Below are 21,078 nucleotides of genomic sequence, written 5' to 3' on the forward strand. Positions count from 1 at the left end.
AATTTTAAAGGAGAAAATATGAAAGAAAATGTTGTTGCAGGTTGTGCTTGTTTAAGTCCTATTGATAGGGCAGGTTTAGAGGCCTTAATAAAAAGTGGCAAGGAAAATCCAGAAGTGATTAAAACCTTAAAATGCAAAACTATAGCCGTTGGTAAGTTTAGACACGAAAATTATATTCGCAATCTTCCAGCCTATATAGTTGATGAACCGCCTGTTTTACTAGGAGATGATACAGCGCCAAATCCTAGCGAGGTAGTTTTAGCCGCACTTGGTTCTTGCATTTGTGTTGGAATTCATGCTAATGCAATAGCCCAAAACATTACTATAAGTAAGCTTGAAATCGAACTTGAGGGCGATTTAAATATAACTGCTGTTTGGGGAACTGGTGATTTAAGTAAAAATAAACCACTTGGCTTTACTGAACTTAGAATTAAGGTTGATTTGCAAAGCGATGCAGATGAAAAAACTAAAGAAGCCTTAATAGAACATGCGACTAAATACTCACCCGTGGCAAATACTATGATTCGCCACGTTAAAGTCGAAGTTGACGATAAAGAATTTAAAGGCTTATAATGCAAGTACTTGCAAAAGAACTTTTAGTTTCAAAATTAAAAGAAATTCATCAAGGATATTATCCTAAACAAGAATTAAAAGCCCTTGCACAAAAAGGGCTTTTTAATGGCTTTAATGAGGGGCTTTTTGGGGCTGTTAAAAACATTATGTTAATATCTTCATATTGTGCAAATACGGGCTTTTGCGTATGGTGTCAATATACTTTGATTTGGTATTTACAAAATAGTTCAAATGAGACCTTGAAAAATAAATTTATCCCCTTGCTTTCAAGTGGGACTGAATTTGGAGGAACAGGGCTTAGCAATGGAGCAAAGGCATTAAGTGATATTGAAAAAAATTTCATTAAAGCAAAAAAAGTTGATAAGGGCTATGTTTTAAATGGTAGCTTGCCTTGGGTTTCAAATTTGGATAATAATCATTATTTTGCCTTGCTTTGTGACGCAGATGAAAATGAAAAAATCTTTGCCTTTATTGATTGTTCTAAAGCAAAATTAAGCGATAAAATTCATTTTTGTGCTCTGGAGGGTTCTGCTACAAAATCAGTAAGCTTAAATGATTATTTTTTAAGTGACGAATTTATCATTGCAAAAAATGGAGAAGAATTTTTTAAAAAAGTATTAAAGGGCTTTTTATTGTTGCAATGCGGCATGGGTCTTGGGCTTTGTAAGAATTCCATTGAGCTTATGAAAAAGGCTAAAAAAGATGATATAAATTTTTTACCTATTAAGCCTAATATGCTTTTAGATAAGGTTTATGACTTTGAAAAAAAGACAGCCTTACTTTGTGAAAATATAAATAATACTGATATTAAAGAAATTATTGAATTTAGACTGGTCCTGGCTGAATTAAGCTTAGAGTGTTCAAAGTGGGCAGTTTTGTATCAAGGAAGCAATGCTTATTTAAAGGATAGTAATGGGGTTAAGAATTTGCTAGAAAGCTATTTTATGGCACTTGTAACGCCTTCGATTAAGCATTTATATAAGCTTTTAGCCAAATAATTGTTGCCAAAGGGCCTTTGCTTTTTGGCTTATATCATTAAATTTATTTTCCCATTCTTTATAAAGTAGAGTTTTAGGTCTAATCACAGCATTTCCTTTGCCATTTGTAGCATGATAAATGCTTACTCCATATTTGTTTGCATAATATCTCATTAAAAGCTGTTGCAATTTATACTCACTTGAATAATTAAACCAAGCATTATTTGAAATGGCTATTATAAGCTTTGATTTTTTATAAATTGCTTCTTTGGTAGCCTCGTAGCAAATAGCGTTTGTAATGAGTTGATTTTTAAGCTTATATTGACTAAGTAGGGGACCTTGAGAAAATTCTTGCATATTTGGTAAAAACCATTTTCTAACAAGGCTTGAAAAATAAGGAATGTATTCACCAAAAGGTACCAAATAATGCTTATCTAAGACATTCAAAATTCCACTTGCATAAATATAAGTAGAATTAAATACTTCATTATCATCGTCCGTGTTAAAGGCACCCGTTATTATAGTAATTTTTTTAGAAAGTTCTAAAAGTTCCTTGTGAAATTCGCCCTCATAAGCATTTTTTAAATCAAAGGCAAAGGCACTTTCAGGTAAGATTACTAATTCTTTTTTATTATCAATTGCTTTTTGAATTTCATAAAGTAAGATATTTGCATCTTCTATTTTATTTTCATTTATGTATTTTTTACCTTGATTAATATTTGTATTTACCAACTCATATCTTAAATTTAAGCTTTGACTTTCTTTTATATCATAATGAAAGCCTATAAAGAAAATTGCTGTTATAATCGCCATTTTATAGTATCTTGAAATAAAACGTTCATAATAAAAATAAGCTATTAAAAATAAACAAATGCTTCCTTGCAAATTTGAATCAAAAAAGCCAGGCACTGTTAAAATTCCCCAATTTAGCCAATCAAAGCCAATAGGGTGGATATAACTTAAACAAAAAATCGCACTTAAACGCAATAAATCAAAGTGAAATAAATGACAAATTCTAAACAAAATTCCATATACTAAGCCAACTAATAAGATAATAACAGGCACTAAATAAGTTAAATCAAAATAAATAGAAGATAAACCAAGCCACCAAAACCAGAAAATTCCTACTAAAACGCCTACCCAAAAATAGCCCTTTGCCTTTTGTCTAAGCAATAACACAAGTCCCCATATAGATAAAAGCGGGCTTAGAGTTTGAGTGTATATATTGTCATAAAAAGATAAATAAATACAATTTGATAGTAAAATTGCTATAAAAAAGACTTTTATTATTTTAAAAATGATAGAATTATAATTAAAATTTTTTGGAACAAAGGAAAAATATGACAGAATCGGGACTCTTAAGCTCATTGTTACCTCTTATAGTGCTTTTTGCAATTTTTTATTTTCTAGTTATACGACCACAACAAAAACAAGCAAAAGCTCACGCTTTAATGCAACAAAACCTAGAAAAAGGCGATAAGATTATCACCAATGGAGGTTTAATTTGCGAGGTTGTAAAACCAGAAAATGATTGTATCAAAGTTAAGCTTAATGATGAGAATGTTATTGTAAAAATTTCAAGAGAATTTGTCGCAAAGAAAATTAATGAGTGAATCTAAAATCACATATAGACTCGTAGTTTTCGCTATTGTATTTATCTTTGGTGTATTTTTTTCACTTCCTTCTTTTTTACAGTCTGAAAGTGGCAAAAAGATAAATTTAGGCCTTGACCTACAAGGTGGACTTTATATGCTTTTAGGCGTAGATAATGAAGAGGCCATAAAATCTAAGATAAAATCCATTGCCTCGTCCTTATCTTACTCAATAGATAAGGAAAATATACTTATAGATAAGATAATTATTAAGGATAAAAGTGTAGAATTTAATTTACTTGATGATAGCGATAAAAATAAAATTGAAAATTTGATAAATGAAACGCAGGGCTTAAATTTTAAGGTAGAAAATTTAGCTTATGAGTTATTGTTTAGCGATGAAGAGCTTAAAAATATAGAAAATTTTGCCCTTTTACAAGCTGTTGAAACTATTAGAAATAGACTTGATGAATTTGGACTTGCTGAACCTACCGTGGCAAAACAAGGAGAGGATAAAATTTTAGTAGAACTTGCTGGCATAAAAAGCAAGGAAGATGAGTTAAGGGCAAAGGAAAGAATCACCAAAGTAGCACATTTGCAATTAATGGAAGTTGATGAGAGTAGGCTTCATTTAGCAAATTCAATGAGTGATGCTGAGGCTGCTAGTTATGGGCTTGTAGTCGTTGAAGATGCTAAAAATAAAGATTTTAAATATACCTTAAAGGCTATTCCTATTTTGGATGGCTCACTTTTAACTGATGCAAGAGTAGGTTTTACTGATACTAGCACTTATCCAGTTATAAATTTTAGTTTAAATTCAGAAGGTGCTAAGAAATTTGGAGATTATACAGGTGCAAATGTTGGAAAAAGACTTGCAATAGTACTTGATAATAAAGTATATTCTGCTCCTTCTATTAATGAAAGAATAGGAGGAGGAAGTGGTCAAATAAGTGGGGCGTTTACTCAAGAAGAAGCAAGAGACGTGGCCGTTGCTTTAAGAAGTGGGGCACTTTTAGCCCCTATCAAGCTTTTAGAACAAAGAAGTATAGGTCCATCACTTGGAGCTGATAGTATTAGAATGTCTATGATTGCATTAATAGGTGCCTTTGTTGTGATAGTACTTTTTATGATGCTTTATTATGGGGTGGCTGGTATATTTGCAAATATTGCCTTGATTGCAAATATTTTGGTAATTGTCGCTGTTATGGCTATGTTTGGAGCCACTTTAACCTTGCCCGGAATGGCAGGGCTTGTTTTAACCGTTGGCATGGCAGTTGATGCAAATGTTATTATAAATGAGCGTATAAGGGAGCTTTTAAAAGAAGAGCAAGGCATTAAAAAAAGCATAGAAAATGGCTATAAAAACGCTATGAGTGCGATAATTGACTCAAATATTACCACCCTTGTTACCTCAATAGCCCTTTATGCTTATGGAACCGGACCTGTTAAGGGCTTTGCAGTTACCTTGGGTATAGGTATAATTATCTCTATGATTACTGCTATTTGGGGAACACATGGGCTTTTTGATTATTTTATGAAAAATATTGAAAAAAGTAATAATACAAGAATTTGGCTAGGATATAGGAGAAAATAATGCAATTTTTTAGCGAGAAAAAAATTTATAATTTTATGAAAATTCGTTTTATAGCCATTGCATTTTCTGCTTTTTTAATACTTGGTTCTATTTTTTTACTTTGGGATAGGGGACTTCAATATGGCATTGATTTTAGTGGTGGTACCTTAGTGCAGTTAAAATACGACAAAGACGCCCCTATAGCTCAAATTAGAGAACTTTTAGGCAATACAGGTAAATTTCAAAATTTAAGCGTAACTGAATTTGGAAGTAGCGAAGAAATTACCATTCGTTTTTTAGGAAGTGATGATAATTTAGGCGTTGATATAGGAGAGAGTATAAGTTATCTTTTAAAGGATACTGGAAATTTTGAAGTTAGAAGGGCTGATGTTGTAGGGCCAAAAGTAGGAGATGAGTTAAGAACTAAGGGCTTAATGGCAATAGGTGTTTCTTTAATAGCTATTTTAATATATCTAGCTTTTCGTTTTGAGTGGCGTTTTGCAATGGCTGCTATTATTACTGAAATTCATGATGTTTTAATCACCCTTGGGGCTATTTCTTTATTTAGAATTGATGTAAATTTAGAAATTTTAGCTGCCGTTTTAACCGTGCTTGGTTATTCTTTAAATGATACTATTATTATCTTTGACAGAATTAGAGAAGGCATTCAAAAAAGTAAAAGCACAAATCTGGCACAAATTATAAACGAAAGCGTTTCTGCCACACTTTCAAGGACTATTTTAACCTCTGGGCTTACCATTATAACCGTTGTTATTTTATATCTTTTTGGAGGTTCCATGATAGAAGGCTTTTCACTAGCCTTAATCGTAGGCTTAGTAGCCGGTACGCTTTCATCGATTTTTGTTGCAAGTCCTGCACTTTTATGGTTTAAATTTAATGTAGAAAATTATAGACAAAAAGAACTTTTAAAATTAAAAGCAAAACAAGAAAAAGAGAAAAATCGTGCATTATATGAAAAAGGTAGGGTTTAAAAATGGCTTACGAGGCTAGTTTAATAGAAAAAAAATGGCAAGAATTTTGGGATAAAAATGCTAGTTTTGAGCCTAAAAATGATTTTAACTTAAAGAAAAAATATATTTTATCAATGTTTCCATATCCAAGTGGGCGAATTCACATGGGTCATGTTAGAAACTATACAATAGGTGATGCTATGGCTAGATATTATAGAAAGGCTGGTTATAATGTACTTCATCCTATAGGTTTTGATAGTTTTGGAATGCCAGCTGAAAATGCAGCCATTAAACATAAAATTCACCCAAAAACTTGGACCTATGAAAATATAGATTATATGAAAAAAGAACTTTTTTCCTTAGGATTTTCTTTTTCTAAAAGGCGAATTTTTAATACCTCTGACCCACTTTATACTAAATTTGAACAAGAATTTTTTATAAAAATGTTTGAAAAGGGTTTAATTTATACAAAAGAAGCCCTTGTAAATTGGTGTGAACACGATAAAACCGTCTTAGCAAACGAACAAGTTGAAGATGGCAAATGCTGGCGTTGTGGAAACGAGGTTATTCAAAAAAATATGCCAGGATATTATATAAATATAAGGGCCTATGCTAACGAACTTTTAGATGGGCTTGAGGGCTTAAAAGAAAAATGGCCAAGTCAAGTTTTAACCATGCAAGAAAATTGGATAGGAAAAAGCGAGGGCCTTGAGTTTAAACTAAAACTTGATGATGAAAGCAATAAAAAGGCAGAATTTGAAAGCTTTGAAGTATTTACGACAAGGGCTGATACTATTTATGGTATTTCTTATGTAGCACTTGCCCCAGAACATAAAATTATAGAAAATTTGATTAAAAATAAATATTTAGATGAGAATTTAACAAAAAAACTTAAAGATTTATTTAATACTAGCTTAAAAGAAAGGCAAATGGCTGAAAAAGAGGGTTATTTTTTAGGAATTTATGCACTACACCCTTTAACAAATAAAAAAATTCCTATCTGGGTAGCAAATTTTGTTTTGGCCGATTATGGTAGTGGGGCTGTTATGGCAGTACCTGCACACGATGAAAGGGATTTTGAATTTGCTAAAAAATATAATTTAGATATTATTCAAGTAATTAATCATGCAAATTTTAATCAAAACGAAGCTTATATTGATAAAGAGGGTATTTTAATAAATAGTGATGAGTTTAACTCATTAGATTGTAACGAGGCTAGAAAAAAGATAATTGCTAAATTTGAAAGCTTAAAGCTTGGAAAAAAGGTGATTAATTTTAAGATAAGGGATTGGGGAGTTTCAAGGCAAAGATATTGGGGCGCTCCTATCCCTATGATAAGGTGTGATAGATGTGGCATAGTATCTCAAAGGCTAGAAAATTTGCCTATAACCTTACCTGATGATGTGCAAATCACAGGCGAGGGTAATCCTTTGGTAAATCATGCAAGTTGGAAATTTTGCAAATGTTCAAAATGTGGTGGTGATGCGTTAAAAGAATGTGATACCCTAGATACTTTTTTTGAAAGCAGTTGGTATTTTGCCCGTTTTGCAAGTGATGAAAATACTTGGCAAGAAAAAGCCTTTGATGAAAAAAGCCTTGATTATTGGATGAATGTTGACGAGTATATTGGTGGCATTGAACACGCTATTTTGCATTTATTATATGCAAGATTTTTTCAAAAGGCATTGCGAGATTTAGGATATTTAAGAGATAATGAGCCATTTGCTAAGCTTTTAACTCAAGGCATGGTTTTAAAAAATGGGGCTAAGATGAGTAAGTCAAAGGGCAATGTAGTTGACCCTGATGAGATTATTAAAAAATATGGTGCTGATACGGCTAGGCTTTTTATATTATTTGCTGCCCCTCCTCAAAAGGAATTAGAGTGGAATGATGATGCACTAGAAGGGGCTTATCGCTTTTTGTGTCGTCTTTGGGAAAGGGCTTTGAAGGTAAAAAAAGGAAAGCTTAGTGAAATTTTACAAGATAATTTAACTAAGGATGAAAAATACGCTCGTTTAAAGGTGTACGAGGCTTTGAAAAAATCTTACGAGGTTTATGAAAAAAGCTTTGCCTTTAATACCTTAATAGCAGCTTGCATGGAAGCACTTAACGCCTTAGCACTTTGCAAAAATGAAAATTTAGAACAAGAGAGCTTTTATATTATTTTAAATATTTTAGAGCCAATTGTTCCTCATATTTGCTTTGAGTTAAGTTCTATGCTTTTTGACCTAGAAAATTTTAAAGAGATTAAATTAAAAGATGAAGTTTTCATTAAAGATAGCTTAAATTTAGTAGTTAGTGTTAATGGAAAAAGAAGAGGAGAGATTGAAGTTAAAAGTCTGGCTACTAAGGACGAAATTTTACAAAGAGCTAAGGAAAATGTAGCAAAATGGCTTGAAGGAAAGGAAATTATAAAAGAAATTTATGTAGATAAAAAGCTTGTAAATTTGGTGATAAAATGAAAAAAATTATTTTATTTTTGAATATATTTTTTATATCTTGTTCTTATACACCAACTGCACAGCTTGCAGATTCTATATTTAATGATAAAATATATGTAAATGTGGAGTTAAGTCCACTTGACCCTCAAAATAGTGTTTTTATCGCTGATGCCTTAAAACAAATAACTATAAATAGGTTAGGTAAAAAACTTGCCTTGAAAGATGAAGCAAATGATATTATAAATGTTCGTATAAATAATCTTAGCTTTTCACCTTTGGTTTACGACCAGCATGGATATGTGGTTCGATATAAGGCAAAACTTAGTTTAGATTTTTATGTTGTTTTTATGGATGGGACTTCTGCGAATTTTACGACTGGTGGAAGTTATAATTTTGATATCTCGCCAAATAGCATTATTAGTGATAATGCAAAGACTATGGCCATTAAATATGCCTCAAGTGAAGCATTTGACGAGTTTATTTCAGTGATTGCTATTAGGAGGCAAGGCGGTGTTACCAAATATTAACGATATTGCAAAGCAAACTTTAAAAATTTTAAATGAAAGAAAGTTAAAACCCACTCCTGAAAATTACAATGAAATTTTTGAAGAAATTAGTAAAAAAAGTGGAATCATTAGCCAAAACCAGTTAAAAATAGAAAAATATAAATCCTTGCTTGTTCAAAATTATCAACAAGAACTTAAATCAAAACACATACGAACTATTGAAGAATTAATTAGCTTTTTAATTGCCATTTTAAATAGACAAAGTGGAAAGCAATTTAGCGAATTTTATGAGTTAATGTCTTTGATTATGAATGTTTTGCAAAAAAGTAAGGATAAAAAGGCAAGGGATTTAGCTAAGGTTAGCCTAGGAAGATTATCAAAAACTATGGATAGTGAAAGTATTTTTTTGTTATCTAAAAAATGGAAAGAATTAGAAAGCAGCTACGCAGATAATGACTTAGAAATAGAACTTAGCAAAATAGGCATAAATAAATATGAAGATTATGAAAGCATTATTAAAAAATTACTAGCAAGGCTTCAAGAAAGGTCCTTAGAATATTTTGCTACCTTGTTAAGTTCTTCTTTAATGCCTTCTTTGGTAGAGGATTTAAAAATTTTAGGTTTTTCACAAAATTTAGCCCAAAAGCCCTTTGTTATGATGGATACAAATTTTAAAAAAGAATTACTTGCTAATGTTAATCGAAGAATTGCAGTTGATAATATGTACGTGCAAAAAAATCTAAATTTCTTTAATGAAAATTTGCAAAAAACTCAGGAGTTATTAAGCTTACTTGAACATTCTAATAAAGAAAATATTGATTTTATGAATAATTTAACCCCCGATGAAAAGGGCGAGGTAAGGCTTAGTTTTGATGATTTAAAGGAAAAATTAACCCAGCTTAGTCAAAGAATAGATAGCTTAAATATACAGATTAAACTTACTCAAAGTAACGAGGCAAGGGAAGATTGGAGTATGGATAAAGAACTTGATAAGCTAGATGATAATTTTGAAAAATATAAGGTTAATTATTCTTTGGCTGTTTTTTCTATAGTCAATTATCGTTTTATTATGGAAAAATACGGACTTGAAAGCTTAAATGAAATTTTTGTACGTTTCAAAAAAACCTTAAAGGAAAGTTGCGAGGATGTGGATGAATTGTGGATGGTTGATGAAAAAAGCTATCTTATAATAACCCCTGGAAAAAACAAAGAAGAGATTGAGAATTTAGTTAATATAAATGTACAAAACTTGGAAAATTTTAGATTTATTTATAAGCAAGATGTGATTATGCCAAAGATTAAAGTATTTTACTTAGATAAGCAAAGCAAACCAGATTCTAATATAATAGAAGAAATTTTAGCCCAAATTGCCATACAAGATAGGGAGTACGAAGCCCAGTATGAGTGAGTTTAAAAGGCATTTAGAAAAGTTAAATTCCTCTTATTCAAACATAAATCGCTTTAGGGCTTTTTTTATCTTTGAAAAATATAAAAAAGAATTAAATTTAAAGCCCATTATTCACATAATAGGCACAAATGGCAAGGGAAGTACGGGTCGCTATTTAGCTCAGCTTTTAGAATGCTTAGATTATAAAATAGGCCATTTTACAAGTCCTCATATTTTTAGCTTTAATGAAAGATTTTACACTGATAAAAAAGAAGTTAGCACCACTTTGCTAGAAAGGGGTCACTTAGAATTAAAAGAAGTTTTAAAAGATGATTTAAACAAACTTTCTTATTTTGAATATGCTACTTTTTTATGTCCCTTTGTCTTTAAGGATTGTGATTTTATCATACTTGAAGCAGGGCTTGGTGGAGAATATGATGCTACTAGTATCTTTGAAAAAAGATTAAGTATTTTTACAAAAATTGGCTTTGATCACACTCAAATTTTAGGAAATACTTTGTTAGAAATTGCTAGGACAAAGTTAAAGGTTATGTCAAAATTAGCCTTAATTTCAAACGAACAAAGCGAAGAAGTATTAAATCTAGCTAAAAAAATAGCCTTTTTAAAAAATACTACATTAATAAATGATTTAAATTTAGATAAGAATTTATTAATTAAATTTAATGAATACAGCAAGTGTTACGATTTAGCACATTTTTTACAACATAATTTAAAATTAGCCCTAAAAGCTTGTGAAATTTTAACTTCCAAAGAAAGTACTTTCAATGCTTTAAGCAAGTTACCCCCTTTAAATTTAAGAGGTAGATTAGAAAAAATAAATGAAAATCTTTTTGTGGATGTAGGGCATAATGAAATGGCTGCAAGGGCTATTTACAAGAAATTTAAAGGTAAAAAGTTAATTTTAGTGTATAATTGTTTTTTTGATAAAAATATTTATGAAATTTTAAAAACTTTAAAGCCTATTATTGATACAATGCAACTTTATGTTTATCCTAGTAAGGATAGAAAATTAGCAAGCGATGAGGTAATTAGTATTGCTAAAAAATTAAATATAAAATGTGAAAAATTTACACACATAAGCCATAAAAAAACCCTAGTTTTTGGGTCTTTTATGCTAGTAGAAAATTTTTTAAAGGAAATGAGTGGCAAAAAATAAATTTACTATAACAATAACAGATGTAAATGGTTCTAGGCATTTTTATCTAAGTCAAGTGATAAAAAAAATTGTTTTTTATGTTATAGCCTTTGTGGTCATATTTTTAATATTTAGTGGATTTTATATAAAGTATTTAGATTCTAAGGTCAGTGACCTTGATAGAAAAAGAGAAGAATTAATTGCAAAAAGCAAGGAATTAGAAGAAACAAACGCTAAAATTCAAAAAAGCGTTGAAGAAAAGGCAGAACAATACGCAGCTATAGAAGATAAGATAGCTTCTTTTGAAGAATCTTTAGGTATTGTTATGAGTGATGAGCATATTAGCATTGATGAAAGGCTTGAAAATCTTTCTTTGACAAATGAACAACAAATTGGAATTTTAACCCAGGTTCCAAATGGATATCCTATTGTAAATAAGGGCATTACAAGCAGTTTTGGCTGGAGGGATCATCCTGTTATAAATAAAAAAGAATATCACCCAGGCATTGATTTAAAGGCTGATATGGGGACCCCTGTTTATGCAACTGCAGCTGGGGTGGTAGAATTTGCAGGCGTTAGCAATAATGGTTATGGTTATAACGTGATTTTACTTCACAATTTTGGCTTTAAAACCGTTTATGCTCACTTAACAAGAAGGGATGTAGTTAAAGCAGGACATTTTGTAAATAAGGGAGATTTGATAGGCTATTCCGGCAATACAGGGCTTTCAACAGGACCTCATTTGCATTATGAAGTAAGGTTTATTAACAAAACCTTAGAACCTTTGCATTTTTTAAATTTGCAAAGAAAAAATATGAATCAATTTTTTAATCAAGAAAGGAGAGTTCCATGGCAATCTTTGGTAAAGGCAGTGACATTGCAACATCAAACGCAAACACAGAAACAACGGTAATTGCAACCGGTTCAAAATTAGAGGGTAAATTTTATTTTACTTCTATGCTCCATATAGACGGGGAAATGAACGGGATTATTCATTCTGAAAATATAGTAGTTGTAGGTAAAAACGGGAATTTAAAGGGCGAGTTAAAGGCTGATAAGGTCGTGATAAATGGCTATTTTGAAGGCGAGTTAGAAGCTGATAGCCTTGAAATTTTATCAAGTGGGGCTGTAATTGGCAATATTACTATTAAAGAATTATCTATTGAAAATGGTGGAAAATTTAGTGGAGGTTCTACTATTAAAGAAGATTCATTAAAACTTCTTGAAACTAATTCAGACTAATGCAAGCTGCTTTTTTTGAGTATTTGTGTAATAAAAGCTGTGAGCTTTTATTGTGTGAAAATGATAAAGAAGCAGATTTATTAGCTCAAGTTGCTATTTTTAAGGGTTTAAAGACCTTTGTTTTGCCTGATTTTCGTGCAAATTTTGGAGATGATTTAAGGGTATTTTCAAAAGAACTTTTTGAACTTTGTAAGGTTTTAAATGCTTATCATAAGGAGAATGAGAAGAAAATTTTAATCTCTTCTTATTCTACTATCTTAAAAAAATTACCTTCAAAAAAGCATTTGCAAAGTTTTTTTATAAATAAAAAAGATAAATTTAATTTAGAAAATTTCAAAGATGAGATAACTAGGCTAGGTTATGAATTTGTAGATATCGTACAAGATAAAGGCGAAGTTTCTATAAGGGCTGATATCATTGATATTTTTTGTATCAATGAAGAAAATCCTATAAGAATGCTTTTATTTGATGAAGATATTGAAAGTATAAGATTTTTTGATATAAATACGCAAAAATCAATTGTAAAAGAGCTTGAAAATATTGAAATTTGCCCCTTTTTAGCCTATTTTAGCAAGGAAAATTTTAGCACTTTTAATGAAAAATTAGAAAATTTCAAAAGCCAGGCTTTGTTAAATGATATAAATTCCCTAGGCTTTTGGTGCATAGATGATTTTTATGATTATTTAAATTTAAATTACATAAGTATTAAAAAATTTGATGACTTAGATGAAAAATTTAATTTTATTAATGAAAAAATCATGCCCAGGGCTAAAATTTATCAAGACTTAAACATAACATATACAAAGGATTTTTTTAATTTTCATAAGGATAAAAAAATTACCATTTTAGCTAAAAATGAAGGGCTTTTTAATGGCTTAGAACTTGATGATTTATCAAATATTAGCTTTGTAAAAAGTGATTTAAGATTAAATATTATTAGCAAAGAAAAAATCATACTTTCCTTAAATAAAAAAGAAAGAAAGCAAAGGATTAAAAAGGCAAGTTTGATTATAGATGAGCTTAATAAAGATGATTTTGTAGTCCACGTTGACTATGGGGTAGGTAAGTTTTTAGGGCTTAAAATGATTGAAATTAGTGGGGCAAAACGTGAATTTGTAGAACTTTTATATCAAAACGATGATAGATTATTATTGCCTGTTGAAAATTTATATATGATTGATAAATATCTTGGTGTCAATGGGTCTATCCCCTTGCTTGATAGACTTGGTAAAAATAGTTTTTTAAGGCTTAAAGAAAGACTTAAAGAAAGGCTTTTTGAAATAGCTAGTAGTATTATAATCTTAGCAGCAAAAAGGGCATTAATCAAGCCAAAGCCTATAAATATAGATTTTGCCTTACAAGCAAATTTTGTAGCACAGGCTGGATTTACTTATACGCCTGACCAAGATTTAGTAAGTGAAGAAATTTTACAAGATTTATCAAGTGGAAAGGTTATGGATAGATTACTTAGCGCGGACGTGGGTTTTGGAAAAACTGAACTTGCTATGAATGCTATTTTTGCAACACTTTACAATAAATTAACAGCCTTTTTTTTCGCACCCACCACGCTTTTAACCCAGCAACATTACAAGGTTTTACAAAAACGTTTTAAGCCCTTTGATATGCAAGTTTTTAGATACGACCGCTTTAGCAGTACTAGCGAAAAAAATCAAATTCAAGCCTATTTAAAAGAAAATAAACCCTGCGTTGTTATAGGAACTCACGCCTTGCTTAATGTAAGTTGTGAAAATTTAGCTTTGATTGTGATTGATGAGGAGCATAAATTTGGGGTTAAACAAAAGGAAAAGTTAAAAGAAGTGAGTGAAAATTGTCATATCTTATCAATGAGTGCAACGCCTATTCCAAGAAGTTTAAATCAAGCATTAAGCACTATTAAAACCTATAGTACACTTCAAACGCCACCAAATGAACGTTTAGCAGTGCGTACCTTTGTAAAAGAATATGATGAAAGCTTGTTAAAAGAAGCTATTTTAAGGGAGCTTAGACGTGGAGGGCAAATTTTTTATATTCATAATCACATAGCAAGTATTGATGAGTGTAAAAAAGAACTTTTAAATCTAATTCCTAATCTTAGAATTTTAGTACTACACTCAAAGATAAAAGCCCAAATTCAAGAAGATGAAATGCTTAAATTTGAAAATAAACAATACGATATCTTGCTTTGTACTAGCATAGTTGAAAGTGGTATTGATTTACCAAATGCAAATACTATTATCGTTGAAAAGGCTGATTTTTTTGGCATGGCTGACTTGCATCAATTAAGAGGTAGGGTAGGTAGGAGCAATAAACAAGCCTATTGTTATTTTTTAGTAGAAAATAAATTAAGCTTAAATAAACAAGCCTTAAAACGTTTAGTAAGCCTTGAAAGCAATTCTTATTTAGGTTCAGGTAGCGTTTTAGCATATCATGATTTAGAACTTAGAGGAGGAGGAAATTTACTGGGGGTTGACCAAAGTGGGCACTTAGAACAAATCGGTTATAGTCTTTATTTAAAAATGCTTGAAGATGAGCTTAACAAGCTCAGTAAAAATCAAAGTTTAAAAGAAGAAAAGATTGATTTAAAACTTAATGTAAATGCCTTTTTAAATAGCGATTTAATCACAGAAGATAGACTTCGCCTTGAACTTTATAGAAGACTTAGTAAGTGTGAAAAGGTAAGTGAAATTTATGAAATAGAAGCTGAGGTTGAGGATAGATTTGGCAAACTTGATACCTATACAAAGCAGTTTTTATCGCTTTTAATGATAAAAATTTTAGCAGTAAATAAATACAAAATGATAAGCAATTTTGAACAAAATATTCAATTTGTCAATTTGCAAGATGAAAAAACAATAATTCATGCAAGAAGCAGGGATGATGATGATATTATCGAAGCAGTTTTAACACATTTAAGAAAGGTTAAAAATGGACTGGACTAACATTTATGCAGCAATTTATAGGGCTAGGAAAGATTATTTAAAGCCCGTTTTTGAAATAGATGATATAAGCTTAGATGATTTAATAGGTATTGAAACGCAAAAACAAGCCCTAGTACAAAATACCTTAAATTTTTTAAATGAAAAAGGGGCAAATCATGCCTTGCTTTGGGGTGCAAAAGGAACTGGAAAATCAAGCTTGATTAAGGCAGTTTTTAATGCTTACAAAACGCATGGTTTAAGACTTGTTGAACTTGCAAAGGATGATTTATTTGCCCTAGTTGACATTATAGATGAGTTAAGGCAGGAAAGCTTTAAATTTATCTTATTTTGTGATGATTTTTCCTTCGAAGAAAACGATACAAGTTATAAATTTTTAAAGCCCTTGCTTGATGGTAGTATTGAAAAGGTGCCTAAAAATATTTTAATTTATGCTAGTTCTAATCGCAGACATTTAATAAAAGAAAATTTAAGCGATAATGAAAATACTCAAATTTCAAGAGGGGAACTTCATCTTGGAGATAGCGTTCAAGAAAAGCTAAGTTTAAGCGATAGATTTGGACTTTGGCTTAGTTTTTATCAAGGAAATTTGGATGATTATTTAAGGGTGGTTGACTTTTATTTTAAAGATTTAAATATTAAAAAAGAGCTTTTACACGCAAAGGCTAGGGAATTTGCAGCATTAAGGGCAAGTATGAGCCCTAGGACTGCTAAGCAATTTTATATAAGTTTTAAGGATATCTTACAATGAATGGGGCAGTTATTTTTAAAGCACTTTTAAAAGAAAAAATTGATTTTTCTGGCTTTGATTGGCTTGAAAATAGGGGCTTGAGTGAATTTGAACTTTTAATTTCTGTTGTTTTAACTCAAAATACTAACTGGAATAATGTTTTAAAGGCATTAATAAATTTACAAGAGGCTAAAATTTCAAGTTTAGAACAAATTGCAAATTTAAAAGAAGAAAAACTTGCCTTATTGATTAAGCCAAGTGGTTTTTATAATATGAAAGCAAAACGCGTTAAAAACTTAGTTTTAGCTATTTTAAGGGATTTTAGTGATATAGAAAATTTTAAAGATAGGGTAAGTAGGGAGTGGCTTTTAAATATAAAGGGTCTTGGTTTTGAAAGCGTAGATAGCATTTTAAATTATCTTTGTAAAAGAGAAATTTTAGTAGTTGACAGCTACACAAATCGCTTAGCAAATGCTTTAGGTTATGAATTTGAAAGCTATGATGAGTTAAGGGAATTTTTTGAAAGTGGGATAGAAATTAATATGAATTGTTTAAATACAATTTTAAATAAAAATTACGAACTTTACGAACTATATCAATTTTTCCATGCCTTAATAATAGCCTTTTGTAAGATGCATTTTAAGGGAAAAAATATAGATGAAAAAGGACTTAAAATTATTGAAAATATAAGAAAGGAAAATTTATGAAAAAGGCAAAAAGTACTTATTTGATACCTATTTTAAGTATAGCAGGGAGTGATTGTAGTGGAGGGGCTGGAATTCAAGCTGATTTAAAAACCTTTAGTGCTCATAATCTTTTTGGAATGAGTGTTATTTTAAGTGTAGTGGCTGAAAATACGGCTAGGGTTATTAGCGTTCATAATGTGCCTACGAAGATAGTAGACGAACAATTACTAGCTGTTTTTGAAGATATTTATCCAAAGGCAGTCAAAATAGGCATGATAGGTTCAAGTGAGTTAATGAGTTGTGTTGCTAAAAATTTGGCTAAATTTAAGCCAAAAAATGTAGTAATTGACCCTGTAATGTTTGCAAAAAATGGCTTTGCCTTAATGCCTGCAAATGAGAGAGAATCTTTTAAAAACAATATTTTACAATTTGCTGATATTTTAACGCCAAATATACCAGAGGCCGAATTTCTTTGTGGTTTTAAGATAAATAATCAAGATGATATGATGAAGGCTGCTTTTTATCTTTATAAATTTGGAGCAAAAAGCGTTTTAATCAAGGGTGGGCATAGTAATGAAAATGCAGATGATATTTTTTATGATGGAAATGATATGTATGTTTTAGAAAGCAAAAGAATTGATACTAAAAATACGCATGGGACGGGTTGTACTTTAAGTTCGGCAATTGCATGCAATCTAGCACTAGGCTTTAACAAGGTAAAAGCAGTAACAAGGGCTAAAAAATATGTTAAAAACGCTATTTTGTATTCTTTAAATTTGGGCAAGGGTTGTGGCCCTACTAATCATTTTTATAAAAATATCAAGGATAAAAAGCATTGAAAAAACTTGATTTAAGCCTTTATTTAGTAGCTAGTAAAAAAGAAAATCAAAGCGATGAGTGCTTTTTAAGTATCTTAGAAAATGCAATTTATGGTGGAGTTAGCATTATACAGCTTCGCGAAAAAAATCTAAGCACAAGGGATTTTTTCAAACTTGGCTTAAAGGTAAAAAAGCTTTGTAATGTACGTAAAATTCCCTTTATAATAAATGATAGACTTGATTTAGCACTTGCCTTAAATAGCGATGGACTTCATTTAGGGCAAGATGATTTAGATATAAAGATTGCTAGAAAATTTTTAGGTTCTAAAAAAATCATAGGTCTTTCTGTTAAGAATTTAAAGCAGTTAAAAAAAAGCGTTGGGGCTGATTATTTAGGCTGTGGGACCATTAGACAAACGCCTACTAAGCAAAGTTTAGTACTTAGCAAGGATGATTTAAAGGACATTATAAAGCATTCAAAGGTTCCAGTTGTAGCAATTGGTGGCATTGATGAAGAGGTTATAAAGGATTTAAAGGGCTTAAATTTAGCAGGTATAGCAGTGGTTAGGGCTATTTTAGATTCAAATGATAGCAAAAGAGCAGCACTAAATTTAAAAAAAGTCTTTAATACTTATATAAAGGGCATTTAGTGCAAATTTATTTTTTAGGCGAAGATAAATTTGAGGGGGTAGAAAACTTAATATTAAATGAATTTAAATTTTTTCATTTTGATATTAATTTTAACGACTTTGACGCCCTTATAATAAGTTCTAAAAATGCCTTAAGGGCTTTGGAATTTAATCAAATAAAACCTGATTTTAATAAGCCCCTTTTTGCAGTTGGGGAAAAATCGGCTAAAAAAGCTATAAAAATGGGCTTTAAAAAGGTAAAATTTCCTAAACTTGCCTATGGTAAAAATTTAGTAAATGAGTTTAAAAATGAGCTTAAAAACAAGCATTGTTTATATTTAAGGGCTAAGCAAATTGCTTCAAATTTGGATTTTTTATTGATTAATGAAGGTGTTAAACTTAGTCAAATAATAGCCTATGAAAATATCTACAAGCACTCAAATTTAAAGCTTATTAGGCCCTGTGTTTTTATATTTTCTTCTCCTTTGCAAGTTAGCAATTTTTTAAAAACCTATAAGCTAGAAAAGGATGATAAATGCGTGGTTATAGGGCAAAGTACAAAAAAAGCTTTAAAGGATTTTGAAAATGTCTTTTTAAGCAAGGATACAAATTTAAACTCTTGCGTCAAACTTGCTAAAAAGTTAGCAAATTTTAATAAATAATCTTACTTAAATATAAGCCATTTGCAGGGGCTAATTCTCTAATATAAGCTCTTTTACCTTCAATTTGTTCTAATAAATTTTTTTCGTTAATTTTTTGATTAAGGGTTGCTAAAATAGCTTGTACGCTTAGTCTAATCTGTGCCCTTAAAAAGCCATTTGCCCTAAATTTAAAAACGCTAAATTCCTTAATTTTATATGCCTTTGTAAGATAAATTGTCCTTATGCTAGTATTTAAATCATTTGTTTTTTGAAAAAATTTAAAATCATGTGTGCCTTCAAATAATTTTAAAAGTTCTTTCGCTTTTTTAATGTCAAATTCAGGGTAAAAATACACAAAATCACTTAAAAAAGGATTAAATTCCTTATGGCAAAAAATATAGCGATATTCCCTAGCCTTTGCGTTGAAACGTACTTCAAAATTATTATCTACTTTTTCAATTTTTTTAATATAAATGTGAGGTGTGGCAAATTTGTTAATTTGCCTTTTTAAATATGCAAGGTCCTTAAAATGCTCCCCACACTCAATACAAGCTACTGCCCCACTTGCATGAACGCCTTTATCAGTCCTTGAGGCAAAAAGTGGTCTTTGATAAATTCCTAAATGAGTTAGGGCGTTTGCAAGTTTATCTTGGACGCTGTTTTGATGAGGTTGGCAAGCTGAGCCTAAAAAAGTGATGCCATTGTATGCTAAGGTTAATTTAAGTTTCATTAATAACGTTTCAAAATGGTCTTTTTAAAATAGATCATAGATGCTAAAAAGGTGCTTAAAAATATGAGTAAAACGGCTAAAATTGGGGGTTTATGAAAGATAGTTAAAAGTCCAAAATAAATAGAAATTACTAAAAACATACCCACATAAATAATGCCCTTTTCATAGCGATAAGTTACTATGCCAAAGGAGAGGGCAAAAAGCGTGCTAGCTAGTGGAAAAAGGGCGATTGTAGTATAAATTACAAATTCTTTAGCCTTGTGTTTATTGGTGTTTAAATCGTTCCAGTACTCATAAAATTTTCTTATTTGCATTAATTCATTGCTAAATTTGGTATTTATAGTTAATTTTTCAAAATCGCCCACAAATAGGCTTTCATCGTTTTCAAAATTATACATTTTGCCATTTAATAAATCAAAAGCAAAGTTATCCTCATTCCTATGAAGACTAGCCTCTTTTGCTATTATGAGTTGTTCTTTATCTTTATCTTTGCGCTTTGGGTGATACATAACTATATTTTCGTATTTATCATTATCCTTTTTTTGTATAAAAATCATCCATTCTAAAAATTTTTGTCCAAATTCTCCTATTTTGTAATTAAATTTAACCTGAGTTTTTTTATAATCTACAAAATTATCTTGCAATTCAAATACTATAGGAATCATAACAAGAGCTATAAAAAGCATAAAAGCACTAACTAGGGTAGAAATTTTAAGAAAAAATTTAGCTAAAAGTTTAGGTGAAAAACCAAGGGTAAAAAGTACTATGCTTTCATTTTCCCTTGATAAGCGATAAAGTGCAAGGCTAAGAGCGATAAAAAAGGATATTGGCAGGGTAAAAATAAGAATTCTAGGCAACATAAAAGAATAAAGTTTAATAAAGTCTAATAGGCTAATTTCAATGCTTGAGGTAAGCTTTGCAAGCTGTATAAAAAAAATCATAGAAACAATGCTAAAAAGTACAAAAAAGATTGATAAATTCGTGCTTAAAAATTGATTTAAAATATACTTAAAACTTAGTTTCATTTGTAAATTTCCAAAAATAAAAAATATACTATAAGATTAAGGCTAATAAAGGGTAAAAAGGCTATTTTTTTTACAAAGAAAAAAAAGGGCAGGGCTAAAACACAGGCTAAAAATAAGACCCAAAAGGCAAATTTAAAGCCAAAAATTCCACTTATACTAGCCATTATTATAATATCTGCATCGCCTAAATTTTCTTGTATATCCTTGCTTTTTATGCTTTTTAAAAAGGATATGAAATTTTTGAGCAAAAATAAAAAACCAGCACATAAACAAGCATTAAAGATAAAATCTATATCATAATTTACACAAAAGGCTATTATAAAGCTAAGCCACAGGATTAAATTTGGCACGGCTTTTAATTTTAAATCTATCAAAGAAAGACTAAAAAGCATAAATAAAAATAAGGAAAAAAAGATAAATGAAAAATTTGCTATTTTACTAGCATAAAGGCTAAATGGCAGCAAA

21 protein-coding genes are annotated in these 21,078 nt (G+C 30.3%); 17 read left to right on the forward strand and 4 right to left on the reverse strand.

What is annotated here, in order from left to right; translation table 11 throughout:
• The first annotated feature begins 18 nt into the window (after positions 1-18).
• Positions 19-573: an OsmC family protein gene (locus FMM58_RS04390; RefSeq protein WP_150140061.1), complete on the forward strand. Its 555-nt coding sequence runs from the start codon at positions 19-21 to the stop codon at positions 571-573.
• On the forward strand, positions 573-1,571 hold the full coding sequence (locus tag FMM58_RS04395; RefSeq protein WP_150140062.1) for an acyl-CoA dehydrogenase family protein: 999 nt from the start codon (positions 573-575) through the stop codon (positions 1,569-1,571). Before FMM58_RS04390 ends, FMM58_RS04395 begins: the two co-directional genes overlap by 1 nt.
• Here FMM58_RS04395 and FMM58_RS04400 read toward each other — a convergent pair.
• Positions 1,560-2,918: an apolipoprotein N-acyltransferase gene (locus tag FMM58_RS04400; protein WP_150180439.1), complete on the reverse strand. Its 1,359-nt coding sequence runs from the start codon at positions 2,916-2,918 to the stop codon at positions 1,560-1,562. The genes FMM58_RS04395 and FMM58_RS04400 overlap by 12 nt on opposite strands.
• On the opposite strand from FMM58_RS04400, the gene yajC reads away from it, so the two are divergent.
• From yajC to FMM58_RS04475, 15 genes are read left to right on the forward strand one after another with little or no spacing between them, the layout of a single operon-like run.
• Positions 2,891-3,163 (forward strand): preprotein translocase subunit YajC, encoded by a 273-nt coding sequence (gene yajC / locus FMM58_RS04405; protein WP_150140064.1) that lies wholly within the window; start codon positions 2,891-2,893, stop codon positions 3,161-3,163. The genes FMM58_RS04400 and yajC overlap by 28 nt on opposite strands.
• Positions 3,156-4,736: a protein translocase subunit SecD gene (secD, locus tag FMM58_RS04410; protein WP_150140065.1), complete on the forward strand. Its 1,581-nt coding sequence runs from the start codon at positions 3,156-3,158 to the stop codon at positions 4,734-4,736. The genes yajC and secD overlap by 8 nt, the downstream gene beginning before the upstream one ends.
• Entirely contained in the window at positions 4,736-5,707 is a 972-nt protein-coding gene (gene secF, locus FMM58_RS04415; RefSeq protein ID WP_150140066.1) for a protein translocase subunit SecF, read from the forward strand. Before secD ends, secF begins: the two co-directional genes overlap by 1 nt.
• A 2-nt stretch (positions 5,708-5,709) precedes the next feature.
• On the forward strand, positions 5,710-8,148 hold the full coding sequence (gene leuS, locus FMM58_RS04420) for a leucine--tRNA ligase (RefSeq protein ID WP_150140067.1): 2,439 nt from the start codon (positions 5,710-5,712) through the stop codon (positions 8,146-8,148).
• The gene (lptE, locus tag FMM58_RS04425) at positions 8,145-8,654 is read left to right on the forward strand and encodes an LPS assembly lipoprotein LptE (protein WP_150140068.1); all 510 of its coding nucleotides are present in this window, start codon (positions 8,145-8,147) and stop codon (positions 8,652-8,654) included. Before leuS ends, lptE begins: the two co-directional genes overlap by 4 nt.
• A complete protein-coding gene (locus FMM58_RS04430) occupies positions 8,638-10,041 on the forward strand; it encodes a hypothetical protein (RefSeq protein WP_150140069.1) in 1,404 nt (467 codons plus the stop codon). Before lptE ends, FMM58_RS04430 begins: the two co-directional genes overlap by 17 nt.
• Positions 10,034-11,197 carry a Mur ligase family protein gene (locus tag FMM58_RS04435; protein WP_150151688.1) on the forward strand — a complete coding sequence of 388 codons (1,164 nt, stop codon included), beginning with the start codon at positions 10,034-10,036 and terminating at the stop codon, positions 11,195-11,197. The genes FMM58_RS04430 and FMM58_RS04435 overlap by 8 nt, the downstream gene beginning before the upstream one ends.
• Entirely contained in the window at positions 11,184-12,089 is a 906-nt protein-coding gene (locus tag FMM58_RS04440) for a M23 family metallopeptidase (protein ID WP_150140071.1), read from the forward strand. The genes FMM58_RS04435 and FMM58_RS04440 overlap by 14 nt, the downstream gene beginning before the upstream one ends.
• Positions 12,026-12,418 (forward strand): polymer-forming cytoskeletal protein, encoded by a 393-nt coding sequence (locus tag FMM58_RS04445; RefSeq protein ID WP_150140072.1) that lies wholly within the window; start codon positions 12,026-12,028, stop codon positions 12,416-12,418. Before FMM58_RS04440 ends, FMM58_RS04445 begins: the two co-directional genes overlap by 64 nt.
• Complete coding sequence (locus FMM58_RS04450; RefSeq protein WP_150180440.1) at positions 12,418-15,357, forward strand: DEAD/DEAH box helicase; 2,940 nt, start codon at positions 12,418-12,420, stop codon at positions 15,355-15,357. The genes FMM58_RS04445 and FMM58_RS04450 overlap by 1 nt, the downstream gene beginning before the upstream one ends.
• Positions 15,344-16,105 (forward strand): ATP-binding protein, encoded by a 762-nt coding sequence (locus tag FMM58_RS04455; protein ID WP_150140074.1) that lies wholly within the window; start codon positions 15,344-15,346, stop codon positions 16,103-16,105. Before FMM58_RS04450 ends, FMM58_RS04455 begins: the two co-directional genes overlap by 14 nt.
• Positions 16,102-16,791, forward strand: coding sequence for a 3-methyladenine DNA glycosylase (locus FMM58_RS04460; protein ID WP_150140075.1), 690 nt, complete (start codon positions 16,102-16,104; stop codon positions 16,789-16,791). Before FMM58_RS04455 ends, FMM58_RS04460 begins: the two co-directional genes overlap by 4 nt.
• Positions 16,788-17,609: a bifunctional hydroxymethylpyrimidine kinase/phosphomethylpyrimidine kinase gene (gene thiD / locus FMM58_RS04465; protein WP_150140076.1), complete on the forward strand. Its 822-nt coding sequence runs from the start codon at positions 16,788-16,790 to the stop codon at positions 17,607-17,609. The genes FMM58_RS04460 and thiD overlap by 4 nt, the downstream gene beginning before the upstream one ends.
• Positions 17,606-18,238, forward strand: a complete 633-nt coding sequence (gene thiE / locus FMM58_RS04470) for a thiamine phosphate synthase (protein WP_150140077.1) — start codon at positions 17,606-17,608, stop codon at positions 18,236-18,238. The genes thiD and thiE overlap by 4 nt, the downstream gene beginning before the upstream one ends.
• Positions 18,238-18,879: a uroporphyrinogen-III synthase gene (locus FMM58_RS04475; RefSeq protein ID WP_150140078.1), complete on the forward strand. Its 642-nt coding sequence runs from the start codon at positions 18,238-18,240 to the stop codon at positions 18,877-18,879. Before thiE ends, FMM58_RS04475 begins: the two co-directional genes overlap by 1 nt.
• Here the strand turns inward: FMM58_RS04475 and truA are convergent.
• Genes truA through FMM58_RS04490 form a run of 3 tightly spaced genes read right to left on the reverse strand, consistent with a single transcriptional unit; the run spans position 18,869 to position 21,077 of the window.
• The gene (gene truA, locus FMM58_RS04480) at positions 18,869-19,588 is read right to left on the reverse strand and encodes a tRNA pseudouridine(38-40) synthase TruA (protein ID WP_150140079.1); all 720 of its coding nucleotides are present in this window, start codon (positions 19,586-19,588) and stop codon (positions 18,869-18,871) included. The genes FMM58_RS04475 and truA overlap by 11 nt on opposite strands.
• Positions 19,588-20,613, reverse strand: a complete 1,026-nt coding sequence (locus tag FMM58_RS04485; protein ID WP_150140080.1) for an LptF/LptG family permease — start codon at positions 20,611-20,613, stop codon at positions 19,588-19,590. The genes truA and FMM58_RS04485 overlap by 1 nt, the downstream gene beginning before the upstream one ends.
• On the reverse strand, positions 20,610-21,077 hold the full coding sequence (locus FMM58_RS04490; protein ID WP_263312611.1) for a prepilin peptidase: 468 nt from the start codon (positions 21,075-21,077) through the stop codon (positions 20,610-20,612). Before FMM58_RS04490 ends, FMM58_RS04485 begins: the two co-directional genes overlap by 4 nt.
• Position 21,078 lies beyond the last annotated feature (1 nt).

Origin of the sequence: Campylobacter sp. LR291e (assembly GCF_008633915.1) — a bacterium.
In the GTDB taxonomy this organism is placed as follows: domain Bacteria; phylum Campylobacterota; class Campylobacteria; order Campylobacterales; family Campylobacteraceae; genus Campylobacter_D.

Bases quoted from the DNA above. Each gene is read 5' to 3' on its own strand.
- FMM58_RS04390 (WP_150140061.1), top strand. From the start codon at position 19: ATGAAAGAAAATGTTGTTGCAGGTTGTGCTTGTTTAAGTCCTATTGAT.
- FMM58_RS04395 (WP_150140062.1), top strand. From the start codon at position 573: ATGCAAGTACTTGCAAAAGAACTTTTAGTTTCAAAATTAAAAGAAATT.
- yajC (WP_150140064.1), top strand. From the start codon at position 2,891: ATGACAGAATCGGGACTCTTAAGCTCATTGTTACCTCTTATAGTGCTT.
- FMM58_RS04400 (WP_150180439.1), bottom strand. From the start codon at position 2,918: ATGAGCTTAAGAGTCCCGATTCTGTCATATTTTTCCTTTGTTCCAAAA.
- secD (WP_150140065.1), top strand. From the start codon at position 3,156: ATGAGTGAATCTAAAATCACATATAGACTCGTAGTTTTCGCTATTGTA.
- secF (WP_150140066.1), top strand. From the start codon at position 4,736: ATGCAATTTTTTAGCGAGAAAAAAATTTATAATTTTATGAAAATTCGT.
- leuS (WP_150140067.1), top strand. From the start codon at position 5,710: ATGGCTTACGAGGCTAGTTTAATAGAAAAAAAATGGCAAGAATTTTGG.
- lptE (WP_150140068.1), top strand. From the start codon at position 8,145: ATGAAAAAAATTATTTTATTTTTGAATATATTTTTTATATCTTGTTCT.
- FMM58_RS04435 (WP_150151688.1), top strand. From the start codon at position 10,034: ATGAGTGAGTTTAAAAGGCATTTAGAAAAGTTAAATTCCTCTTATTCA.
- FMM58_RS04445 (WP_150140072.1), top strand. From the start codon at position 12,026: ATGGCAATCTTTGGTAAAGGCAGTGACATTGCAACATCAAACGCAAAC.
- FMM58_RS04450 (WP_150180440.1), top strand. From the start codon at position 12,418: ATGCAAGCTGCTTTTTTTGAGTATTTGTGTAATAAAAGCTGTGAGCTT.
- FMM58_RS04455 (WP_150140074.1), top strand. From the start codon at position 15,344: ATGGACTGGACTAACATTTATGCAGCAATTTATAGGGCTAGGAAAGAT.
- FMM58_RS04460 (WP_150140075.1), top strand. From the start codon at position 16,102: ATGAATGGGGCAGTTATTTTTAAAGCACTTTTAAAAGAAAAAATTGAT.
- thiD (WP_150140076.1), top strand. From the start codon at position 16,788: ATGAAAAAGGCAAAAAGTACTTATTTGATACCTATTTTAAGTATAGCA.
- truA (WP_150140079.1), bottom strand. From the start codon at position 19,588: ATGAAACTTAAATTAACCTTAGCATACAATGGCATCACTTTTTTAGGC.
- FMM58_RS04485 (WP_150140080.1), bottom strand. From the start codon at position 20,613: ATGAAACTAAGTTTTAAGTATATTTTAAATCAATTTTTAAGCACGAAT.